21 protein-coding genes are annotated in these 21,425 nt (G+C 49.5%); all 21 read right to left on the reverse strand.

From position 1 onward, the window contains the following. Positions 1 to 108: 108 nt before the first annotated feature. On the reverse strand, positions 109 to 441 hold the full coding sequence (locus tag K331_RS0119995; RefSeq protein ID WP_028591669.1) for an FtsB family cell division protein: 333 nt from the start codon (positions 439 to 441) through the stop codon (positions 109 to 111). Between the two features lie 34 nt (positions 442 to 475). Beyond that, a complete protein-coding gene (gene yabQ, locus K331_RS0120000) occupies positions 476 to 1,054 on the reverse strand; it encodes a spore cortex biosynthesis protein YabQ (protein ID WP_028591670.1) in 579 nt (192 codons plus the stop codon). Next, the gene (gene yabP, locus K331_RS0120005) at positions 1,051 to 1,335 is read right to left on the reverse strand and encodes a sporulation protein YabP (protein ID WP_028591671.1); all 285 of its coding nucleotides are present in this window, start codon (positions 1,333 to 1,335) and stop codon (positions 1,051 to 1,053) included. The genes yabQ and yabP overlap by 4 nt, the downstream gene beginning before the upstream one ends. A gap of 192 nt (positions 1,336 to 1,527) precedes the next feature. Then, positions 1,528 to 1,806 carry an RNA-binding S4 domain-containing protein gene (locus K331_RS0120010; RefSeq protein ID WP_028591672.1) on the reverse strand — a complete coding sequence of 93 codons (279 nt, stop codon included), beginning with the start codon at positions 1,804 to 1,806 and terminating at the stop codon, positions 1,528 to 1,530. Then, positions 1,806 to 2,078, reverse strand: a complete 273-nt coding sequence (locus tag K331_RS0120015; RefSeq protein ID WP_018888038.1) for an HU family DNA-binding protein — start codon at positions 2,076 to 2,078, stop codon at positions 1,806 to 1,808. The genes K331_RS0120010 and K331_RS0120015 overlap by 1 nt, the downstream gene beginning before the upstream one ends. Before the next feature lie 310 nt (positions 2,079 to 2,388). Further along, a complete protein-coding gene (gene yabN, locus K331_RS0120020) occupies positions 2,389 to 3,891 on the reverse strand; it encodes a bifunctional methyltransferase/pyrophosphohydrolase YabN (protein WP_028591673.1) in 1,503 nt (500 codons plus the stop codon). 292 nt (positions 3,892 to 4,183) lie between these two features. Beyond that, positions 4,184 to 6,037 carry a putative polysaccharide biosynthesis protein gene (locus tag K331_RS0120025; RefSeq protein ID WP_028591674.1) on the reverse strand — a complete coding sequence of 618 codons (1,854 nt, stop codon included), beginning with the start codon at positions 6,035 to 6,037 and terminating at the stop codon, positions 4,184 to 4,186. 252 nt (positions 6,038 to 6,289) lie between these two features. Beyond that, positions 6,290 to 6,832, reverse strand: a complete 543-nt coding sequence (gene spoVT, locus K331_RS0120030; RefSeq protein WP_025680805.1) for a stage V sporulation protein T — start codon at positions 6,830 to 6,832, stop codon at positions 6,290 to 6,292. A 221-nt stretch (positions 6,833 to 7,053) separates the two neighbouring features. Continuing rightward, positions 7,054 to 8,190: a peptidylprolyl isomerase gene (locus K331_RS0120035; RefSeq protein ID WP_028591675.1), complete on the reverse strand. Its 1,137-nt coding sequence runs from the start codon at positions 8,188 to 8,190 to the stop codon at positions 7,054 to 7,056. After that, complete coding sequence (gene mfd / locus K331_RS0120040; protein ID WP_028591676.1) at positions 8,177 to 11,701, reverse strand: transcription-repair coupling factor; 3,525 nt, start codon at positions 11,699 to 11,701, stop codon at positions 8,177 to 8,179. Before mfd ends, K331_RS0120035 begins: the two co-directional genes overlap by 14 nt. A gap of 180 nt (positions 11,702 to 11,881) precedes the next feature. Then, positions 11,882 to 12,112, reverse strand: a complete 231-nt coding sequence (locus tag K331_RS0120045; RefSeq protein WP_018888044.1) for an anti-sigma-F factor Fin family protein — start codon at positions 12,110 to 12,112, stop codon at positions 11,882 to 11,884. Between the two features lie 171 nt (positions 12,113 to 12,283). Next, entirely contained in the window at positions 12,284 to 12,844 is a 561-nt protein-coding gene (gene pth / locus K331_RS0120050) for an aminoacyl-tRNA hydrolase (protein ID WP_028591677.1), read from the reverse strand. Between the two features lie 450 nt (positions 12,845 to 13,294). After that, positions 13,295 to 14,248, reverse strand: coding sequence for a ribose-phosphate diphosphokinase (locus K331_RS0120055; RefSeq protein WP_018888047.1), 954 nt, complete (start codon positions 14,246 to 14,248; stop codon positions 13,295 to 13,297). Positions 14,249 to 14,373: 125 nt separating this feature from the next. Then, complete coding sequence (gene glmU, locus K331_RS0120060) at positions 14,374 to 15,777, reverse strand: bifunctional UDP-N-acetylglucosamine diphosphorylase/glucosamine-1-phosphate N-acetyltransferase GlmU (RefSeq protein ID WP_018888048.1); 1,404 nt, start codon at positions 15,775 to 15,777, stop codon at positions 14,374 to 14,376. Positions 15,778 to 16,026: 249 nt separating this feature from the next. Continuing rightward, positions 16,027 to 16,314, reverse strand: a complete 288-nt coding sequence (gene spoVG, locus K331_RS0120065; protein WP_018888049.1) for a septation regulator SpoVG — start codon at positions 16,312 to 16,314, stop codon at positions 16,027 to 16,029. 170 nt (positions 16,315 to 16,484) lie between these two features. Beyond that, entirely contained in the window at positions 16,485 to 17,309 is an 825-nt protein-coding gene (gene purR, locus K331_RS0120070) for a pur operon repressor (RefSeq protein ID WP_025680809.1), read from the reverse strand. 205 nt (positions 17,310 to 17,514) lie between these two features. Beyond that, the gene (gene ispE / locus K331_RS0120075; protein WP_028591678.1) at positions 17,515 to 18,369 is read right to left on the reverse strand and encodes a 4-(cytidine 5'-diphospho)-2-C-methyl-D-erythritol kinase; all 855 of its coding nucleotides are present in this window, start codon (positions 18,367 to 18,369) and stop codon (positions 17,515 to 17,517) included. A gap of 232 nt (positions 18,370 to 18,601) precedes the next feature. Beyond that, the gene (locus K331_RS0120080; protein ID WP_018888052.1) at positions 18,602 to 18,781 is read right to left on the reverse strand and encodes a small, acid-soluble spore protein, alpha/beta type; all 180 of its coding nucleotides are present in this window, start codon (positions 18,779 to 18,781) and stop codon (positions 18,602 to 18,604) included. A gap of 244 nt (positions 18,782 to 19,025) precedes the next feature. After that, complete coding sequence (gene veg / locus K331_RS0120085; RefSeq protein ID WP_018888053.1) at positions 19,026 to 19,301, reverse strand: biofilm formation stimulator Veg; 276 nt, start codon at positions 19,299 to 19,301, stop codon at positions 19,026 to 19,028. A 274-nt stretch (positions 19,302 to 19,575) separates the two neighbouring features. Continuing rightward, the gene (gene yabG, locus K331_RS0120090; RefSeq protein WP_028591679.1) at positions 19,576 to 20,469 is read right to left on the reverse strand and encodes a sporulation peptidase YabG; all 894 of its coding nucleotides are present in this window, start codon (positions 20,467 to 20,469) and stop codon (positions 19,576 to 19,578) included. 69 nt (positions 20,470 to 20,538) lie between these two features. Continuing rightward, complete coding sequence (gene rsmA / locus K331_RS0120095; protein WP_028591680.1) at positions 20,539 to 21,423, reverse strand: 16S rRNA (adenine(1518)-N(6)/adenine(1519)-N(6))-dimethyltransferase RsmA; 885 nt, start codon at positions 21,421 to 21,423, stop codon at positions 20,539 to 20,541. Between the last annotated feature and the right edge of the window lie 2 nt (positions 21,424 to 21,425).

Genomic DNA, 21,425 nt, shown 5'->3' on the forward strand with positions numbered 1-21,425 from the left:
GATCCTCCCTTAAATATATGCAACCGATTTTTTCAAAATCACGCTGTGGTGATTTGATTATACAAAATGGCTTAACTTAGGTCAACTAAGCAATGCCTATAATGGCGCCTATTTCTGTTCATTTAGAATGGGTGTTTCCTCAGGCTTGTACAGTCCATATCTGCTTCTTGCAAGCTCGCCGATGAATTCAGGGTCCTGAAGTCGATTCACCTCATATTTCAGTTGATTCTCAGCAGCCTGTGCAGCCTGTTGTGCAGCAAGCTTCTGCTGCAGTGCACTATTCTGCTCCTGCATACTGAACGACTGAGAGAAAAAGGTGAATATCGTCCACCCGGCAAACAATACTACTGCCGTCAACCAGATCATGATTCGTCTGCGTGCACCAGTGTGCGACTTGGATGCTGATGAAGATGAAGTTGTGCCGACAGACGAATGTCTCATGGATTGTACCTCCTTCTGCGCATTAGTAATATAATCATGTTCTTGTCCACCATTGCTGTAGCCAGTTCCATACCCGAAGCAGCCATCGTGGCTTGGGGAATTTGGTCTGAATCAGTACGACCAGCGGACGAATGATCCACCACCCTAGCTTAATGAAAGGCCGAAGCAGCACAACCATAGCTCGACCGATCAGGATAACCAGTCGCCACAGTCCGATGACTAGCGCTCGCGTCAAGCGATATATCCCCAACAGTGGCTGTATAATCAATACATTAAATATTCTGCACAGTATATAAATAAACCTGTTGATGACCTCTATTAACATTACCACAAATCGCTGAGTCGTAACACTTAACAGCCAAAAATAGAAGCAAACTCCTAAAACTAGTCCTAAAAATACATAAAACCTCAATTGTCCCCTGTTACTCTCATACAGCATGTAGAAAATAAACAGCGCAGACAGTATCCAATACAGCAGATCCAGGATATGCACCGTCCACCTGGCGAAGCGGAAGCGACCAGACAGCACCCGGTAGCTGTCGAACACGGCTCCCATAGCTGCTCCAGATAGGGTCATCCAGATCAAGGTAATCCACTGTGTGTAAGGACTCATTTAAATAGCTTGCCGATCAGGCTTTTGTTGCTCTTGGGGCGAGAACCGGGATCCAGATAGACAATGGAGTTAATCGTGCCCTCGATCGACAAAAGCCCTTCCTCTAGGCTGAGGTTTTTGATATGTAAATTTTGCCCGCGAATAGTTAAGTGACCAAGCTCAGTCTGGAGCAAGAATTCCTCGCTGTCAAAGCTCTCTACGTTGCTGACTCCCGTCAGGTCCAGTAGCTTGCGGTTCTGCATGTGCAGATCATGCTTTTTCGGCTTGCTGTGTTCCATCATGGCATGTACCCCTCCTTCTGTTGATAGCTTATGGAAGGGGGGCTGCAAATAGAACCAATATTATATGTCGGCTATAATCTTGACGTTTTATAGGGACTGGTAGAACCTAATTCAGCGAACAGGTTTTGCATCAATACGAAAAAGAAGCATTCCTCTTTGTGCAATGAACTTGCAACGAAGGAATGCTTCTCCTTACCAATCGATTCCGTTATCCTTGGCAATCGGTTCTTCTTTAATCAGCGTGTACATCCCTGCCGCCTCATCCTTGCGTGTCGTATCCGCAAGTCGTTCCACTCGCACCGTGACCAGCTTCTGTCCAAATTGGACCGTAAGCTCATCACCTACCTTGATGGAGCTGCTGGGCTTGGCTTCACGACCATTCACCATCACTCGTCCCTGTTCTGAGACGTCCTTGGCAACGGTACGGCGCTTGATGAGCCGGGATACTTTCAGGAATTTATCAAGACGCATTAATTCACTGCTTCTTTAAGCTTGTTACCAGCTTTGAATGCAGGAACCGTGGATTCAGGAATTTCGATGGTGTTACCCGTTTGTGGGTTACGGCCTGTACGACCAGCACGTTTGCGAGTCTCGAATGTGCCAAAGCCAATCAATTGAACTTTGTCACCGCTTGCGAGCGCGTCTGTAATTTCTCCAAGAAAACCGTTCAGTACGGTTTCAACATCACGTTTAGTCAGTCCGCTTTTGCTGGAAATGTTGTTGATCAGATCTGTCTTGTTCATAGATTAAGAGCCTCCTAGAATTAAAAAGAAATAGATTCAGCCTGGTAGCAGGTTGTACGTCTTCCCTGTCGGGAGGATTTCCAAACCAAGCCTGCTTGGAACCTTGTAAACTGAACAATCGGCAGCCTGGGATACGTCCAGGAGCACTGAATGTTTAGAATTACTAAGATCAAGTATTCTTGATGTCTTACCGAATTCCTGCAACACGATATTACTTTTTTTTACGAGACGGGTCAACAATAGCGTATTTTTTTAGGTATTTTTCAGTATATCCGTTCCCATCTTTTACATACATTGATAGCTAACGCCGCTAATTGTCAGATGACAGAGCCCGCTTTGCTTCCTCCCAATAACGGTCCATTTCCTCCAGTGTGCTTCGCTGAGGAGTCTTTCCCTGCTCCTGCAGACGGCGCTCAATATAGCGGAATCGTTGGGTGAATTTGAGGTTCGTACGTGCCAGTGCCTCCTCCGGATCGGCGTCTATGAACCTTGAAGCATTTACTGCAGCGAACAGCAGATCGCCAAGCTCCAGCATCTGCTCTTCAGCAGTCTGCCCTTCCTGCACCGCTCCCCGCAGTTCTTCCAGTTCTTCTCTTATTTTGGAAAAAACATCCTCAATTTGCTCCCAATCAAAGCCGACCTTTGCCGCTTTCTTCTGCAGCTTATAGGACTTCATCAAGGCAGGGAGGTCCTTAGGAATGCCATCCAGTAACGAGGCCTCCTGTACATCTGTTCCCTTCAGTCGCTTCTCCTCAGCCTTCATTTGCTCCCAGCTCTGCAAGGCCTCTTCAGCATTGTCCGCGGTCTGCTCGCCAAAAACATGCGGATGGCGGAAGATTAGCTTGTCGTGTAGACCTGCAATTACGTCATATACACTGAAGGTTCCCACTTCCTCCTCCATCTGGGCATGAAGAAGAATCTGCAGCAATAGATCGCCAAGCTCCTCCTTCATGTGCTCTGGATCATCCTCATCGATCGTCTCCAGTACTTCATACGTCTCTTCGATCAGGTTTTTGCGAATGGAAGTATGTGTCTGCTCTCGATCCCAAGGGCACCCCTCAGGGCTCCGCAGGATGTCCACAATCTCGTGCAGTCGCTCAAAGGAATGTCTCCGCAGAAACGTATCCTCACTCCGTGGAATGAAGACAACCGACAGATTGCCATATCCCTGCACCCGATCCAACTCGTACAGTGGTATTCTGTGGATCTGCTCCTCACCGCTTACACCAAGGGCGTGTCCCACGATGACTGGATAATCATCCGGATAACGCTCCATAAGGCATAGTTTGACGTCTGAGGCGGTGAAGCTGTCATAGACCTGTCCAATCAGCGTATGTAGACGCGGCTGAAGCCAGCTGGCATCCATACTGCCTGCGTCCAGAAGCTGGAACCCTTCAATCGGGTCAAAGCCGAGTCTCACGAAGGCTTCGTCCAAGAAGCTCTCCCCACCCAGAACATGCAGCTCAATACCTTGAGCCGGACAACGCTCTCTCAGTAGCTGTACAGCCGCCTCCGCCACCATCGGATGACCAGGAACAGCATAGACGATGCTGCTACCCTCAGCCCCTTGTGAGGCTTGTGTGATTAAGCGCTGTGCTATCTCCTCATATACCTCAGGGAAAGAATCCTTGGCCTCATAGACGTCGTCAAAGGATTCAGACTTAATGTTGTAGTCTTCCAGAACGGCGGTCACCGGGTGCTCCTTGGTACGGAGATACAGGGTATCCGCTTGTTTCAGTCGATTCAGGATGCCGATCGTAAGCTGGTCAGGGTCACCTGAGCCAAGACCGACTATTGTCAGGGTACTGCTCATGGCCATCCTCCTATTCGCCTAAGCAATTTTTAGCTGAGCATGTTACATAAAACCAAAGAACGTAGTCAGCAGGATATTGATCGAAACGATTTTATCCATCCATATTTTGTATTGAAAAAATGACTGAAATCGAAAGGCTAAGCTAAATATTTCAGTCGTATAAAAGGCTTTGCATATCATCAAGTATCACGTCTGAAACAGAACTCGTGTGACTATTATCTTACCACATGTGGCTTCAAGCTTGTCTTGCATCGCCTTTAAGCCTTTCATTGGCTGAGGCGGGTGACCAGCCTCAGCTCAGCATCCGCAGGCCGCGCAGCAGCTTCACCAGCGGAGAGCCGAGCTTCGGCAGCTGCAGAAGCTCAGCCTCGGTCAGTAGCCGCAATCGAACAGCGGCTAGCATGAACCCGGCGGTGCCTGCGGCTACGCCCAGCAGGCTCTTCGCCATCGCGGCCGTTCGGCTGTCGGCCGCATAGCCCAGGGCACCCAGCGCTGCGCCGGTGCCCCAGGAGACCGAGGCCGCCGCGAGCACCATGGCGGCCAGCATGACCGCCGGCTTCAGCACACCGGCGGACCAAGACGTACGCAGCCCAGCCAGGCGGGCCAGCTGCGCAGTGTTGAGCGCAGCCGCCAGCGTATAGGCGGCTGCGCCTGCAATGGCGGCGCCTGTCGTACCCCAGATGGGCACGAGCAGCACATTCAGCGCCGCCTTCACCGCGGCGGCGGCCAGCAGGTGCAGCGCCGGCGCACGGACGGCACCCAGCCCTTGCAGCAGCGCCGCCGAGATGATGCTGGCTGTCCCGCCGGCTGCGGACAGCGCGAGCCAGCTCATGACATCGCTGCCCGTGGCATCCTTGTACAGCATCTGGTTAATGGGCTCTGCCAGGATAGCCAGACCCGCCGCAGCAGCCAAGCCGAGCAGCCAGGACCAGCGCAGCGCCAGACCGCTCTGACGTCGGATCAGCTTATCATCACCCCTGAATTTGGCCTCGGCCAAGGCCGGGATGAACAACGCCGTCAGGCTTGTCGCCAGCATCATGACCAGCTGTACCAGAGGCAGACCCCGATTATAGATACCGAAGGCAACCATAACCTCCGCTTCTCCCAATCCCTCCTGCTTGAGCAGACGCGGGACCGTGAATGTATCAACCATCAAGATGAGCGGAATCGCAAGGCTACCTAGGCATACGGGGAGCGCATAGCGCATTAGTGACCGCAGAAGCTTGAGGGCCCCTGGCCGGGACAACTCTGATCCAGGCAGCTTCTCAATTTGTTCATACTCTGGCTGAGCATAGCCACGCTCTCCGAACCTCGATACGCGCCCTCTGAGCCCTGCATGCCCTCTGGTTCCCGATACGTTCTCTTGAGCAGCCTTATCCATATCCCTATCAGAGTGGCCTGTACGCTCTGACTGATACTTATGCTTGTCAGCTAACCCCACTTCTGAGGTAGCCGCCACCTCCGGCGAATAAGGTGGTCTCGTCGTACGAGAACGGCCATGACTGACCCGCAACCAGTAGAACAGCATAATACAGAGGCCTGCAGCGCCGCCAGCCGCAGAGCCCAGCATGGCTCCAGCTGCAATCCAGTCCGGGGAGAAGCCCTGACCGATCATATACAGCAGCAGCACAATCATCACTGTCACGCGGATCAATTGCTCCGTCACCTGAGACACAGCAGTAGGGATCATATTCTGCAGTCCCTGAAAATATCCACGCATCGCAGCCATGATCGGGATGAACAGGCAAGCTGCCGAAGCCGCCCGAATGGAAGGAATGACGTGTGCATTATCAATCCATTTACCCAGGAGTGGAGCAGACACATACGTCAGCATTCCCAGGACCAGACCGATTGTACCTAACACCATGTAAGCTAGTCTGGCTACCCTTTTCCCTCCTTGCTCGTCCCCGGCTGCTTCGTATTCTGCTACGAACTTGGAGATGGCTACCGGGAAGCCAGCAGCAGCTATGGTAATCAGCACGGTATAGAACGGATAGACCGTATTGTAAATGCCAAATACTCCATCGCCGCCAATATTCTGCAAGGGAATCTTCTGCAGTGCACCGATGAGCTTGGTGACTATGGCAGCCACTGTCAAAATCAGCGCTCCTTGCAGCAGCTTTCCTGCCTTATCGTTCTTGCCCATGACGGCCTCCTACTTGCAAGGTTATAACTGAACTTTGCATGAATATACCCTGCTCATACTCTGGATTTTGCTTCCTAGCCTGTTGCACTTTTCTTAGCCATCCATTTCTATGCTTGTCGTACTATGTAAGAATCACAATCGCTACTGTCCCTAACTAGCAGCTACACCCCTCTTATTATAGCGTCTTCCGTAGACATACAAAACTCCCGAAAGACTAGAGGCCTCCGGGAGCGCTACAGTTGCTTCATTTTGTTATTGTTCCATCTGCTTGCCAAGGAATGCAGCAGCTGTCTCTGCCATTTTGGTCTCCATCTGTGCCATGGTCACATTCTCGTCCTTATTAAGCAGGATTACGGCTCCAATGGGGTCACCCCCGGAAATAATCGGCGCTGCCACAAATGACGAGATCTGCTCCGTGTTATCCTTCGCGATCTCATAGGCGCCAGCTGAGGTCTCCAGCAGCGTCTTGCGATTCTCCATGCATTCCTCAATTAGCGTACTTATGGACTTGTCCAGGTATTCCTTCTTGGATCCACCAGCAACGGCAATGAAGCTGTCACGGTCTGATATCATCGTAATATGACCTGTACTTTCGTACAATGATTCCGCATACTCCTTCGCAAAATCACCCAGTTCTCCAATTGGCGAATACTTCTTCAGAATTACTTCTCCATCCCGATCCACGAAAATCTCGAGCGGATCTCCTTCGCGGATACGCAGTGTTCTGCGAATCTCCTTCGGAATGACTACCCGACCCAAATCGTCTATGCGTCGAACAATGCCAGTAGCTTTCATGTACATGTTGCCCCACTTTCTAGGAAGATTAATTACTACGGCCCTGCCTCAAAACGGTAATTATTGAAGTCTAACCATAGTATTCATCCGCTCCCAATTCATTATACATGCGATTCAAGAACTGGCCCCGAATAGGAAAAGGCGCGGGTTTCCGCGCCTTTCTTGTCCAAATGATCACCAGGTGTGGTTGCTAGGTGTTGCGTAGACCTACCGAGTGGGTATTATTTCCCTTCTGTTGCATCCTTAGCACCATCATTGGCTGCATTGCTTCCATCCGTCGCGTTGCCGCCTGCACCTGCATCACCAGGTTTATTCTCGGTGCTGCCTTCAGGAGTAGTAGCACCACTGTTCTCTGGCTGCCCCTCAGTTCCTTCTGCTGCCGGAGCCTTAGGAAGATCGATGCTCTTGATTTTTCCTTCCAGTTCGGTGCTCATGAAGTTCGTGATCGTGTCAGAAGCCAGCTTGTTCTTCAGACCATCTTTCTGCTCTGCAGTCAGCTTGTCGAAGCTCGCCTCATTCCGGGATTCCACCTTGATGATGTGGTAGCCGTACTCTGTCTCTACTGGCTCACCGATCTCGCCCACTTTTTGTGTCTTAGCTGCTTCCTTGAAGGCCTCTACCCATTGTCCCACTGGCGAATTTTCATACAATCCGCCGTTCTCAGCAGAGCCTGGGTCCTCAGAGTATTTCTTGGCAATCTCCGCAAAGTCTGCCCCATTATCGAGCTTGTCCTTCACTTCTTTTGCCAGCTTGAGCGCTTCTTCCTTCGGACGCTCTTTATTGGTCTTCGGATCTGTGAAATTAATCAGTACATGGCGCACAGATGCAGTTGTGAACTGGTCGATGTTGGTCTCGAATTCCTTTTTCACCTGCTCGTCCGTCACCTTGTTCGTCTCACTCTTGATTACAGTCATGATCCGTGTCATATAATTCTTCACATCTTGCTCGCTCAGCTTCTGATCCGTCAGCATCTTCTGGAATTGCTCTTCACCGACCGAATTTTTGAAATTCGCGAACTGCTCTTCCGCGCTCTTGGCTCCATCCTGCTGCGCTTTTTCATCTGCTTGACCTGCAAGATACTTATACGCAATCTCTTGCTTCACGATAGTCTCGCGGAACTCATCCATAGCCAGCATTTGTTCATACTCTGGATACAGCATCTTCATCATGCCCAGCTCCAGATTGAATTCATTTTCGGTAATTTGACCACCGTCATAAGTGGCAACCACCTTGCTGTTATCCTGCTGCTCCTGTGTCTGATCACCCTTCTGTCCACAAGCAGCTAGCAGCGATACCGCCGCTACTACTGCAAGCGTCAGCAGCAACGTCCTCCAGGATTTCAGTCTATTTGACAACATCCAAAAGTTCCCCCTTTAAATTAAAAGCTTCCTTCATGGAGCTTAGGAATTCCTCAAGCAGTTCCATAAGCTGACGATCGCCTAGACCCGCGCCTTTTATAGCAACGGTCATAGGAACCCCTTGATCAAATTGTACACGTCTTTCGAAGCGATTGCCAATCTGGGCAATTCCGGAAGGCTGAATCGCCTTTTCCTGCCCTTCATAGAAGCGCAAGACCATCTGATCAGCACGCTGAGTAAGTGACTCGATTCCATAAGCTCTTCCGTACACCTTGATCCTTGCGACTGCCAGTAGATTCACCACCGCCTCCGGCAAGTCCCCGAAACGGTCCACCAGCTCCTCCTCCAGCTCTGTCGCCTCCTGGAAGCTACTGATTGCTGCTACCTTCTTATAGATCTCAATCTTCTGAATACTATCGTAGATATAATCGCCAGGGAGATACGCATCAATGCTCAGATCAATGCTGGTCTTCCAATGCTGTGTCTGCTCAGGCTCTTCCCCGAACATAGTGACCTTACGTTTATTAATCTCTTCAGCAAGCATCTGTGAATATAGATCAAAGCCGACAGAAGCAATGAATCCGTGCTGCTCTGCTCCAAGCAGATTACCCGCTCCACGTATAGAGAGGTCCCGCATCGCAATCTTGAAGCCTGAACCGAGCTCTGTGAACTCCTTGATCGACTGCAGACGCTTCTCTGCAACCTCTGTCAGTACCTTGTCCCGCTGGTAGGTGAAATACGCATATGCAATCCGATTCGATCTGCCCACGCGGCCACGAAGCTGATACAGCTGAGACAAGCCCATCTTGTCAGCATCATGCACGATAAGGGTATTCACATTAGGAATATCTACACCAGTCTCAATAATGCTGGTACTCACCAGCACATCATATTCACCATCCAGGAAGTCCAGAATGGTCTTCTCAAGCTCCGACTCCGACATCTGTCCATGACCGATTCCCACGCGGGCCTCAGGAACCAGAGCATTGATCTCGGCAGCCATTTCCTGAATGCCTTGAACACGGTTGTACAGGTAATACACTTGACCGCCGCGAGCCAGCTCCCGTTCAATAGCCTCACGTACCAGCGCCTGGCTGTGCTCGACAACATATGTCTGGACCGGGAAACGATTCTCTGGTGGTGTCTCAATGACCGACAGATCACGCACTCCCAGCATAGACATATGAAGCGTACGTGGAATCGGTGTAGCCGTCAGCGTCAGCACGTCCACATTGGTCTTGAGCCGTTTCAGCTTCTCCTTATGAGTTACACCAAAGCGTTGCTCCTCATCCACAATCAACAGACCTAGATCCTTGAAGATCAGGTCCTGCGACAGCAGGCGATGCGTACCGATAACAATATCAACGGTACCCTGCTTCACACCTTTGATCGTCTCATTCTGCTCCTTGCGTGAGCGGAAGCGGCTGAGCACCTGGATATTGAACGGGTAGCCGGCGAACCGCTCTACGAACGTCTCATGATGCTGTTGAGCCAGAATAGTAGTCGGTACAAGCACAGCGACCTGCTTGCCCTCGATAGCCGACTTGAAGGCTGCCCGAATGGCAACCTCTGTCTTGCCATAGCCTACATCACCGCACAGCAGACGATCCATGGGACGACTCATTTCCATATCCTTCTTGATCTCTTCAATTGCACGAATCTGATCACGAGTCTCGTCATAAGGGAACATGCCCTCGAATTCATGCTGCTCTGGTGTATCCTTCTCGAAGCCATAGCCAGGTGAGGACTGGCGATCAGCATAGAGCTTAATGAGGTCATCAGCAATATCCTGAACGGAGCTGCGCACTTTATTCTTGACTCTCGTCCACTCGTTGCCACCGAGCTTGTAGATCTTGGGCTCCTTCTCCTCCGAACCCACATACTTCTGGATCAGGTCAATCTGCTCAATCGGTACCGACAGCTTGTCACCGCCTGCATACAGAATGTGCATGTAATCCTTGTGTATGCCACCGACCTCTAGCGTGCCGATGCCAAGATACTTACCAATCCCGTGATTCTGGTGAACGACATAATCGCCGATCTTCAGCTCGCTATAGCTCTTGATCCGCTCAGCATTGTCTACATGGCGTCCTTGCTTGCGCGCCTTACGCTGCTTCTGCGAGAACATCTCACCCTCAGTAATGACCGCCAGATGTATGGACGGCATTTCAAAGCCGCTCTGCAGGTTGCCGATCAGCATCGTTGGTTCTGGAATATCATAATCCTGCAGCACACGGCGAATCCGATCAAGCCGGTCCTCTCCGTTAGCCAACATAATGACCTTGGTACCCGCCTTGATCCAACGCTCCATCTCCGACTTCAGGACGTTCATCTGTCCATGAAAATCCTGCATGGCACGGCTGATGAAGTTCAGAATATTCTGCGGCTGCGTATGCGGCACCTGGCGCAGGAACAGGGACATGAACAACGTCTGGAAGCGGCGTTGATACAATATGGTATCGCTAGATGCCCCTAATTCAAACTGGGGTAGCGTCTTGCCGTTCTGCAATAGATGCAGATTCCACTCCGATTCATCACGCTCCAGCTGCTTGGCCGTCTCCAGCATCCGTGCTGGCTCGTCAATGACCAGAATCGTGTCCTCAGGCATGTAATCCAACAGCGTCTTATGCTCTGGATATAGAAGAGAGGCATATTTATATATTTCATCAAAATACACCCGCTCCCGTAGCAGCTCAATCTCCTTCTGGATTTCCTCCTTCAGACGTTGCTTCGCTTGCCGGTCCGTCGTCTTCTCGATCTGCTCTCCCAGTAGCAGTGCGGCCTGATCAGCTGCACGATTCATTCGAGCCGGATCAGCAATAAGCTCCCTGCACGGAGCTACCGTAATGGCCTGTACACGCTCAATAGAGCGTTGGTCTCCCGGATCGAAGGTACGAATCGAATCAATCTCGTCATCGAACAGCTCGATCCGATAGGCTAACGGAGTCGTCATTGGATAGAAGTCGATAATTCCTCCACGCACACTCATTTCGCCTCGGGATTCCACCCGTTCTACCCGTTGATAGCCTAATTCCACCATACGCAGCAAGAACGAATCTAGCTGTACGCTCTCTCCCTCTTTCAGCTCAATCCTAGCCGACGCCACAGCCTCTGGCACAGGAAGATAACGGCGAATACCCGAATAGGGAGCTACAACTACGCCACGAAAGCCTTGAGCACATTTCATCAGCACATCGATTCGCTGGGACAATGTCTCAGGACTGGATACGGCAGCTTCAGCAGCTACCAGCTCATTGGCTGGGTACAGCAGTACTTGATCAGATGAAAGCGCTTCCTGCAAATCATCCATGATTTTTTGTGCAGCGAACATATTATGCGTCATAATAAGGACTGGCCGCTTCGTCTCATAAGCTAGTGCTGCAATGAGCAGCTGACGAGCAGACCCGGATAGACCAGAAATAAGCTGCTCCTTCATTCCTGATGAAAGTCCGGCAGCAACTGATCCAAAATCGCTATCATTGGAAAAATCCTGAATAAGTGCTTGTAACAAAAAAGGCACCCCTTTTTACATTCATTTCATTCATACTCATCAATATCACTTGGAGGCATATGTATACGCCAGAACATATAAAACTCAAAAGAAGCCTCGGCAGCGCTGCCAAGGCTCCACAAGGCCAAGCTCATCTTGCCATGGTCAGGAAGACGGGGCCATCATTGTGCCATTTGGTTCTTATTGTAGCGGGTTGGCTAGGAGGCTCAGCTCCGGATGATCCTCGAGATTCTCCCTACAGTAATCGCAAGTGATACGAACCGTAATCTCGCCGCTTGAATTATAGGCTATTATATCTCGCCGCTCGGACGGGGTCAAGAAATGGAAGCCGAGCCGTTCCTCTGATATATCGGGAGCATCAATTCGTCCAATGAACGTCCGGCAATGTCTGCATACATAATTAACTGCCATACATCTATATGCCTCCTGAAAGTCTTTTATACTGAACATGCCACATTCATGAATGATGTAGCCATGCCCATACTCTCAGTATGCCCGGAAAATGCCAATTTAGCCCTACCCGGTCATTGTGATGATCCCTCTCATTCTTACTCTCTGTTAATCGTCCTATTTGTTGAGCATTTACTTGTTGAATTTGGCCATCGTTCTTTCAAACGTCTCATTCAGACTGAATTCCAGAGCATCACAGGTCTCTTCAATCATGGAATCCAGTTGCTCCTTCTCTTTCTTGGGGAAGGTGGAGAGCACATAATCCACAATGGCATAACCAGGCTCTGGGCGCGAGATCCCCATCCGAATGCGGTTGAACTGCTGAGTACCTGTGTGCAGAATAATCGACTTGATTCCGTTATGTCCGCCTGCACTGCCTTGGTAGCGAAGACGAATCTTGCCGATTTCGGTGTCCAGATCATCGTATACGACGATTAAATCATCAAGCGAAGCCTTATAATAATCCATATAGGCTCTGATGGACTCTCCAGACAGATTCATGTAGGTCATTGGCTTGATGATGACCGTCTTCACCCCGCCAATCATTCCTTCACCCACCAAGGCCTTGCATTTACTCTGATTAACAGCAATGCCGTGGCGTGCAGCCAGCCTGTCCAATGCCATGAAGCCGACATTGTGTCTAGTTTTCTCGTATTGTGGACCTGGGTTCCCTAATCCGACAATCCATTTCATTGCGGCTTCGCCTCTCTTTGCAGTTATTATTTTTTTGATACAATAGTCTGTAATCTGTATATTGAATATATTGCATATTCCAGCTCTGAATAGGAAGGTGACAGCACATTCGAGACCCGTCAGATACACTATCATATGACAGCCATTTTCTGTACCATCTGAAGAACGCCGTTCCTGTCCAGGTATATGATGACACAGGTAAGCATGTTGAACTTGGGCTCATAGCCCGGTTCAACGAATATTTCGTGGAGATTGGCGGCACTCTCTATCACCGCAAGCGATTCGTCTTTATCTCACGTCCTGGCTTTTGATCAAGCGGATAATCCAGCATCACATATTCACCATGCTAGCCGCACCATACATGTATTACCTGCAATCCTATGAGACACGCCGATAGGGGTTACTTTTTCCTGAATGGAAAAGTAACCCCTACGTCATACCCCGGTCTTCTTATTCGATTTCAAACAGCTTACTAATGGACAGTTCTTCATGAACACGGATAATGGCTTCACCCATTAACGGCGCCACGGAGAGGACCTTTAACTTACTCGTCGGATTCGGATGAATGATAGGAATCGTATCGGTTACCACCACTTCTTTGAGTGGAGCATTCTCAAGACGTTCCATAGCTGGACCCGATAGCACGGGATGGGTACAGCACGCGTAGACTTCCTTCACGCCGCCTTCCTTGAGTGCATTCGCTCCAAGAACAATTGTACCAGCCGTATCAATAATGTCATCGATCAGGATGGCTGTCTTGCCCTCAATGTTACCGATGATATTCATCACTTCACTTACGTTGGGCTCTGGACGACGCTTGTCAATGATTGCGAGCGGGGCATTCAGGAAATCAGCCAGCTTGCGCGCCCGGACTACACCACCGTGGTCAGGAGATACGACAATGGGATTCTCAATCTGCTTAGAGCGGAAGTATTGAGCCAGAATAGGTACACCCAGCATATGGTCAACCGGAATATCGAAGAAGCCTTGAATTTGCATGGCATGCAAATCCATTGTTATGACACGGTGTGCACCGGCTTTCTCGATCAGGTTGGCCACCAGCTTGGCCGTAATCGGATCACGTGAACGTGCCTTACGGTCTTGTCGGGCATAACCATAGTAAGGAATAACAACGTTGATGCTCTTGGCAGAGGCACGCTTGAGTGCATCTACCATAACCAGCAATTCCATCAGGTTATCGTTGACTGGATTACAGGTGGATTGCACGATGTAGACGTGACATCCACGTACACTCTCTGACAATTTGACTTGAATCTCCCCATCACTAAATGAGGTGGTGTGGGACTCACCCATTGGAATGCCGATATAATCTGCGATCTGATGGGCTAGCTTAGGATTAGAGTTACAGGTGAAAATCTTTAATTTGGAATCACAATAAGTCATTAATATAAACCCTCCGTGCTGGTTCATTCATTGGAATCTGATACACACTGTATTCATCTGCTGATTTTCAAATAACAACCGGGAAATGATGCCTAATATCACTGAATCAACTAGTGTATAACTGTCTATTTAGATGAATTGCCGCGTTCCTTTTTGGCTTTCGCCTGATTGCGAATTCTGTCCGCGTAGCCAGACTTGTTCTCTTGACGGCTGCGAGCAATCGCTAGGTCGTTGTCAGGAACGTCCGAGGTGATCGTGGAGCCTGCCACGACATATGCGCCCTTGCCGATGTGGACTGGAGCGATCAGATTCACGTTGCTGCCAATGAATGCATCGTCTTCAATCTCTGTAATGGATTTATTATATCCATCGTAATTCACCGTTATTGCACCGCATCCTATATTGACATTCTTACCCACTTTCGCATCCCCTATATAGCTAAGATGCGACACTTTGGAGTTGTCATCAATTGTTGCATTCTTGACCTCTACGAAATCGCCAACCTTGACGTGCTCGCCCAAACGAGAGCCAGGACGCAAATAAGCGAATGGACCGACAGATGTACGCTGTCCAACCTCTGCATCATCCAGAACGGAATAGCGAATTTCCACATGATCATGCACAATCGTATTTGTCAGATTCGCATTCGGTCCAACGACGCAAAACTCACCGATACGAGTGGTGCCTGTGAGAATCGTCCCTGGATGAAGTACGGTATCTGCTCCAATCTCCACCTCACTACCAATATACGTGGAAGCCGGATCAATGACTGTTACTCCGCCTAGCATATGGCGACGAACGATGCGCTCCTTCATGTAACGCTCAGCTTCTGACAGAGCTACTCGGTCATTCACACCGATGGACTCGGCCGGATCATGGGCCAAATACCCCTCGACGGCTTCACCTTCACCGCGCAAAATGCCAATCACATCCGTCAGGTAGTACTCTTGCTGCGCATTTTGATTCGTGACCTGTTCGAGAGCCTTGAACAACTTGGCATTATCAAAGCAGTACGTACCCGTGTTGATTTCACTAATAGCATTTTCTTCTGCCGAGCAATCCTTTTGCTCTACGATTTTAATGACAGAACCTGCCTTGTCGCGTACGACACGCCCATAACCATGCGGATCTGGCAATTCAGCTGTCAGTACAGTAGCCGCAGCACCCTTGCTCTCGTGATGAGCAATAAGCCCCTCTACCGTCTCCGGTGTAACGAGTGGCGTATCTCCGCAGATAATGATGGTAGTACCTTTTTCTTCACCCAAGAGGGCCTTAGCCTGCTTGACTGCATGACCAGTACCCAGTTGCTCCTGCTGCAGAGCATACTCCGCCTTGTCTCCCAAATATCCCTGTACGGCTTCTGCGCCGTGGCCTACAATCACGACTGTGCGTGTCACGCCAGCTTCACGAATTGTATCATGAACGTGGCCGACCATTGGCTTGCCGCATACGGGATGCAGCACTTTGTAGAGCTTGGACTTCATACGCTTTCCTTGCCCTGCGGCAAGAATCACAGCCATCCTTTTCAAGTGCTTATCCTCCAATCCTTTAGCTCAACCTTTTTGCTGCATTCAGCTATATTTCACATTACAGGAATCCAATACTTGATGGTTGCTTCATCGAATTTGCTCAAGATATGCTCCCTCAAGATTAGCCCTTCATGCTGTTGCCTATAGTCAATACCATAAAGATTATATTTTATATTAGACAAAAAGAAAAGAGAGCCACAGTTCGTGGCTCTCTTTTCTTCAAAACCCCAATCGCGTCCAAGTTGTATCTTAGGCGCCTTCTTCGATTACTTCTTCTTCCTCCACGGCTGCCCGCTCATACTCTGCCAGGACTGCAGCCTGGATTTTCTCACGGGTACCAGAGGAGATTGGGTGGGCAATATCGCGGAACTCCCCGTCCGGGGTGCGCTTGCTTGGCATAGCCACGAACATTCCATTGTTACCATCAATGACACGAATGTCATGCACGACAAACTCTCCATCGATCGTAATGGAAGCAATCGCCTTCATTCTCCCTTCCGAGTTCACGCGGCGAAGTCTTACATCCGTAATTTGCATGTGTTGTATTCACCACCTTTTTCCAATAAGGACTTGGTGTATAATTCCACACGCCGGAGCAAATTCCTTCTTTTTTTGTACAATTTGTATCCTGAAATCAGGAAAATTTTTCAATACCCTCAATTTTTACCTGTTACAAGGGCATTTTTATGGAATATGACAATTTAATGTCAGCTGAAGTAATTGCCAAGCTGCACGTTAATTTGCTTGCTACGTGCATCCACCGCCGTCAGACGGGCCAATGATACATAATCGTGCAACAGCCGTTCCTCACTATGCACCTCACCAGACTCGACCAGCACGCCAACACCCGCTACCGTAGCATTGAATTCTTGCAGCAGGTCAACCATACCCTGGATCGTGCCGCCTGCCTTCATGAAATCATCTACGATCAGTACGCGTGACTTCTCGCGGAGGGCTCGACGGGATAGAGACATCGTATGTAGACTCTTCTGAGAGCCGGATACATAGTTGATGCTTACCGCTGAACCTTCTGTCACCTGATGATCCCTTCTTACAAGGACTACCGGAAGATTCAGCTGCGCGCCTGTAGCATATGCCAGTGGAATCCCCTTCGTCTCGACAGTCATGACTACATCAATACTCTTCTCTGCGAAGGCTGTGGCAAAGATCTTGCCAGCTTCATTCATCATTGCGGGCTGACCCAACAAGTCGGACATATACAGATAGCCCCCAGGCAGAATCCGGTCAGGCTGCTCCAATTGCTTACACAGTTCCTCTGCAAAGGTCAGGGCATGCTCCGTGGACAGTCTTGGAATCAGCTTCACTCCACCTGCAGCTCCAGCCAATGTCAGCAGCTCTCCCGTGCCATCGTCCTCAAATACTTCCTTGATAATCGCCAAGTCCTCGCTAATCGATGACTTCGCAGCTCCATAACGATCCGCGAAATAAGTGAGGGGCACAAGTGTGTGCGGTCTAGCAAGCAGGAACTGGGTCATCTCAACTAAGCGTGCGCTTCTTTTTAATTTTTTCACGTGAGATTCCTCGCTATCTTAGCATCCTTGCTGGGTCAGGGTCACATATCCCGTATGACGAACCCTTTCACAGGCATAAATGTTGCTGGTTTTCATTAAAATCCGAATATTTATATTAAAATATAACATTTTTGTACGTGTATACACAAGTTAATCTGCAAAATCTTGTACAAGCCTTTACTGATCAATACACAATTCACTCTAATCAGGTCAACAATCTAACCGCATGAACATCTTTACAGAAGCCTCGTAGCCCATTATAGATCCTCGGGATCTTCGCTTCCTTCGATACCAGACCAAACACTGTTGGTCCGCTACCCGACATCAGCACCCCATCTGCTCCCAGGCGAACCATAGCTTCCTTCAGGTGCCTCACCTCCGGGTGCAGGTTCAGCGTTACATCCTCAAGTACATTGCCAAGCTCGTTACATATATCATGAAATGAGCCTGTGCGCAGGGCAGCTTCCATCCGTGCTGCAGAGGGATGATGCTGTATCCGGTCCGCACGCACGCGTCCATATACCTCCGCAGTAGACACATTAATCGGTGGCTTGGCGAGGACAATCCAGCACTGAGGAGGGTTCGGCAGAGGCGTCAATAGCTCCCCGCGACCTGTCGCAAGGGCCGTGCCTCCCGTAATGCAGAACGGTATATCAGAGCCCAGCTGTGCTCCCAGCTCTCTCAGCTCCTGATCCGGTATGCCGAGCTTCCATAACCGATTCAGACCGCGCAGCGTAGCTGCAGCATCACTGCTGCCACCTGCCAGACCTGCTGCCACCGGAATCTTTTTATCCAAATGTATGTATACCCCAGTCTTTACATCATAACGTTCCTTGATTAACCTTGCTGCTTGGAATGCCAGGTTCTTCTCATCCAGCGGAATATAGCCAGCTTGGCTGGAGATCATGATCGTATCCCGTGGAAGCTCATGCATTTCCAATCGGTCTGCCAGATCAACCATTGTCATGATCATCTCAACTTCATGATATCCGTCATCCCTTTTACGCAGTACATCAAGCATCAAGTTAATTTTAGCTGGAGCTTTTTCGTATATTTTCAAGGCGTTCACCCGTCCTCACCTTTCCATCAAGACAACTTAACATATTATATCAGAACATAGCTGTCAAGCATAGAAGAGGCAGCACGGCACTGAGTAATCGCTTACATTATAATAAATACCTTCATTTCTACTATCACGCTTAAGTTCACAATATAATCTTATCCTTACTTCTACGGGCATTTACAACGGAAGAAGACTCCGGGTATTTCACCGGAGCCTTCCCACCTATACTTTATGGCTTGCGGGCAGCAGCCTGTTCTGCCAGTTGAATCGCTCGCTTGACCATATTGCCAGCATCCTTGGCCTTAATGCCACCCCAACCCTCCTGTTGCACTGTCTCATAGAAGCCCAGATCCTTCGCTAACTCATACTTTAGCTCCTCAGACATCACGCTACGTCTTCTCCGGCTCATGAAGGCACCTCCCTCAGTAATATGAAAATCAAGAGTACGGGATCTTCCCGACGTTAGTATGCCTGCTCATGAACGGAGCTATACAGACCAAAGGTGATTATGAAGTGCAGCGTAGGAAACCTAAGAGGAGTAGCTGTGACCAAATCACAAAATACAAAATAAATGCTCATCCATAATCGAGGAAAGAAAAAACTGCACCCCTTAGGGATGCAGTTCTCTCTATACGATACACAACCAACAAAGGTTATGCTTGAGAATATTCAATGGCGATCTCGCCTTCAGGATCATAAATGCTTACTTCCACCGACTCCGTCAGGATATCGGCATAGCTGTAGGACACACGCTTGAAGGTCTGCTGCTCCTGATCCAGCTTTACAATAAATACAGAAGGGTACGTTTCTTCCAAGACACCAGTTCGTTCAACGGTCTTACGGCGTCCGCCGTTAGCCCGTAGCAAAATCTTTTGCCCAACATGTGCATCGAGACTGCGTTTGATATCCAATAGCGAGTTTTTTGCCATTGCTAACGACCACCTCTTTCCTTGTCCATTATAACAAAGAAGATAACCGATGTCAAATCAAAACAATAATTATAACAACTGCAAAAATATATTGTCAATTGTTTTTTTTGCACAAAAAATAAAAGCCCCCATATGGAGCTTTTATCTTCACCATTTTGCCTATTATTCGATTAGACTTTTGTTTGAGTACAGAGCAAATAACAGGCTTAATCATTCGTTCTGTGCTGTCCTGATTATCTAGTTGGAGTCCATTTGTGCATGTATGGCAAAATGCTTAGATGGCTGACGGCGTAACCTTCAAGGTAGATAGATCCTCAAGCCTTGGCAGCCCGACACGATAACTGCCTCTTGTCTCGATTCCACCGACACCCTGGCTACCACTAATCGTATGATGGAAAATATCCGACATGCTAACCGTCTCCCGAATCGAGGTAAATGACGCCTTAGCTGCAATATAGACCGGGTCTAGCGCATGAATGAGCACCCGACCGGGGGAACTGGCAAAATTAGCTCCAGAGCGAATAAGTGCCTCAAAATGAGACTGACATGCACCTGCTACGATCGTAAGCCCATCCAGATTCTTCTCATACTGCCGCGCTACCTGGATGGCAGCTACGAAATTCTGCGAATTTTTATAGCTGGACAGATTGCTCAGATCATAGGGAACTCTTTGCTTCAGCACGCCGTCGTGCCCGGTAATGACTACGATGCTGGGCCTTGAGCGTGGAAGTAGACGATACAGGGTATCGGCCATGGCCGACTCATGCACATGATATCCCTCTGCGGGCACACGCAGCTGCTTATACAGATTCAGGCTTTTATTCAGATAGTTCGCATCGCCATCTAGATGCAGCACCTTCCCCGGCAGCTCGAAGTAGGATATATGCGAATCTTGACTTTGCTCCGACAATATCGAACGACTTCTCTCCATCTGGTGCTGTCGATCCTGCTGCAGATGGGACAGTGATTGATTCGCCTTGATGTATGCCTTTCTCGTTTTGTCGCTCATAGATGCAGCCGGGACCTTGACCAGGTCGTTCACGGGGGAATCGGCAAGCAATCGAAATTCTGTCCCCTTGATAATGGCCTTATCTTGCCGGATACCCTCTACGCGAAATGTCACATCTCCGCCATACGATCTCCGAACGACCAAGTCTCCTAATGTCATCACACTGTATCACCCCTCCTTCATGGTATGGGGCAGTTGCCCGATTGGTTACCATCCGGAGGATTATTATTAGCGAATGCCTGCTTCCAGCAAGACATCGCTCAGACGGGCAAATTCCGCTATGCTGAGTGTCTCACCACGTCTTGTAGGATCAATATCCGCCTTGCCAAGTAGCGGTTCAAGCTCGTCCCTGTTCTCCTTCGTGAAGAACTTGCTCTTCAGGTTGTTCGCAATCGTCTTGCGACGCTGGGCGAAGCAAGCATGAATAACCTCGAAGAAATGCTGCTCGTCCATAACCTCTACTGGCGGCTTCTCTCGCACACGTAGACGAATGACGGCAGACTCTACATTAGGCTGCGGGATGAATACCGTATGGGGCACAATACATACCATTTCCGGGATGCTGTAGTATTGTACAGCTATGCTCAGGCTACCATAGTCCTTCGTCCCTGGTGAAGCGGCCATCCGCTGTGCCACTTCCTTCTGAATCATGACTACAATGTTCTCCAGCGGGAGCTTCTCCTCCAGCAGCTTCATCAGGATCGGTGTGGTTACGTAATAAGGCAAATTAGCCACAACACTAACCCGCTCTACCTCGGCAAAATCCTCAGCAAATACCGTCTTCAGATCAAGCTGTAGCACATCTCCGTGACGAACCTTCACGTGGCTATAAGGCTCCAATACCTCAGACAGAATCGGTAGCAGGCGCTGGTCAATCTCAACAGCCGTGACACGCTTGGCGGTCTGTGCCAGCTTTTCGGTGAGCGCCCCAATGCCTGGACCAATCTCCAAGGCTCCCTTAGTATCATCCAGTTCGGCGGCCGCGACAATATTTCTCAGAATATTCTGATCAATCAGAAAGTTCTGCCCCAGACTTTTCTTGAAGGAAAAGCCATGGCGCTGAATGATCTCCTTCGTACGCCGGGGTGTTGCGATATCTTCAAATCCTTTCATGC

Source organism: Paenibacillus massiliensis subsp. panacisoli DSM 21345 (assembly GCF_000426545.1).
Taxonomy (GTDB): Bacteria; Bacillota; Bacilli; order Paenibacillales; family Paenibacillaceae; genus Paenibacillus; species Paenibacillus panacisoli.

What these genes read in the sequence shown, in the direction of transcription:
- K331_RS0119995 (WP_028591669.1), bottom strand. Translation starts at nt 441, where the DNA reads ATGAGACATTCGTCTGTCGGCACAACTTCATCTTCATCAGCATCCAAG.
- yabQ (WP_028591670.1), bottom strand. Translation starts at nt 1,054, where the DNA reads ATGAGTCCTTACACACAGTGGATTACCTTGATCTGGATGACCCTATCT.
- yabP (WP_028591671.1), bottom strand. Translation starts at nt 1,335, where the DNA reads ATGATGGAACACAGCAAGCCGAAAAAGCATGATCTGCACATGCAGAAC.
- K331_RS0120010 (WP_028591672.1), bottom strand. Translation starts at nt 1,806, where the DNA reads ATGCGTCTTGATAAATTCCTGAAAGTATCCCGGCTCATCAAGCGCCGT.
- K331_RS0120015 (WP_018888038.1), bottom strand. Translation starts at nt 2,078, where the DNA reads ATGAACAAGACAGATCTGATCAACAACATTTCCAGCAAAAGCGGACTG.
- yabN (WP_028591673.1), bottom strand. Translation starts at nt 3,891, where the DNA reads ATGAGCAGTACCCTGACAATAGTCGGTCTTGGCTCAGGTGACCCTGAC.
- K331_RS0120025 (WP_028591674.1), bottom strand. Translation starts at nt 6,037, where the DNA reads ATGGGCAAGAACGATAAGGCAGGAAAGCTGCTGCAAGGAGCGCTGATT.
- spoVT (WP_025680805.1), bottom strand. Translation starts at nt 6,832, where the DNA reads ATGAAAGCTACTGGCATTGTTCGACGCATAGACGATTTGGGTCGGGTA.
- K331_RS0120035 (WP_028591675.1), bottom strand. Translation starts at nt 8,190, where the DNA reads ATGTTGTCAAATAGACTGAAATCCTGGAGGACGTTGCTGCTGACGCTT.
- K331_RS0120045 (WP_018888044.1), bottom strand. Translation starts at nt 12,112, where the DNA reads ATGGCAGTTAATTATGTATGCAGACATTGCCGGACGTTCATTGGACGA.
- pth (WP_028591677.1), bottom strand. Translation starts at nt 12,844, where the DNA reads ATGAAATGGATTGTCGGATTAGGGAACCCAGGTCCACAATACGAGAAA.
- K331_RS0120055 (WP_018888047.1), bottom strand. Translation starts at nt 14,248, where the DNA reads ATGACTTATTGTGATTCCAAATTAAAGATTTTCACCTGTAACTCTAAT.
- spoVG (WP_018888049.1), bottom strand. Translation starts at nt 16,314, where the DNA reads ATGCAAATTACGGATGTAAGACTTCGCCGCGTGAACTCGGAAGGGAGA.
- K331_RS0120080 (WP_018888052.1), bottom strand. Translation starts at nt 18,781, where the DNA reads ATGAGCCGGAGAAGACGTAGCGTGATGTCTGAGGAGCTAAAGTATGAG.
- veg (WP_018888053.1), bottom strand. Translation starts at nt 19,301, where the DNA reads ATGGCAAAAAACTCGCTATTGGATATCAAACGCAGTCTCGATGCACAT.
- yabG (WP_028591679.1), bottom strand. Translation starts at nt 20,469, where the DNA reads ATGACATTAGGAGACTTGGTCGTTCGGAGATCGTATGGCGGAGATGTG.
- rsmA (WP_028591680.1), bottom strand. Translation starts at nt 21,423, where the DNA reads ATGAAAGGATTTGAAGATATCGCAACACCCCGGCGTACGAAGGAGATC.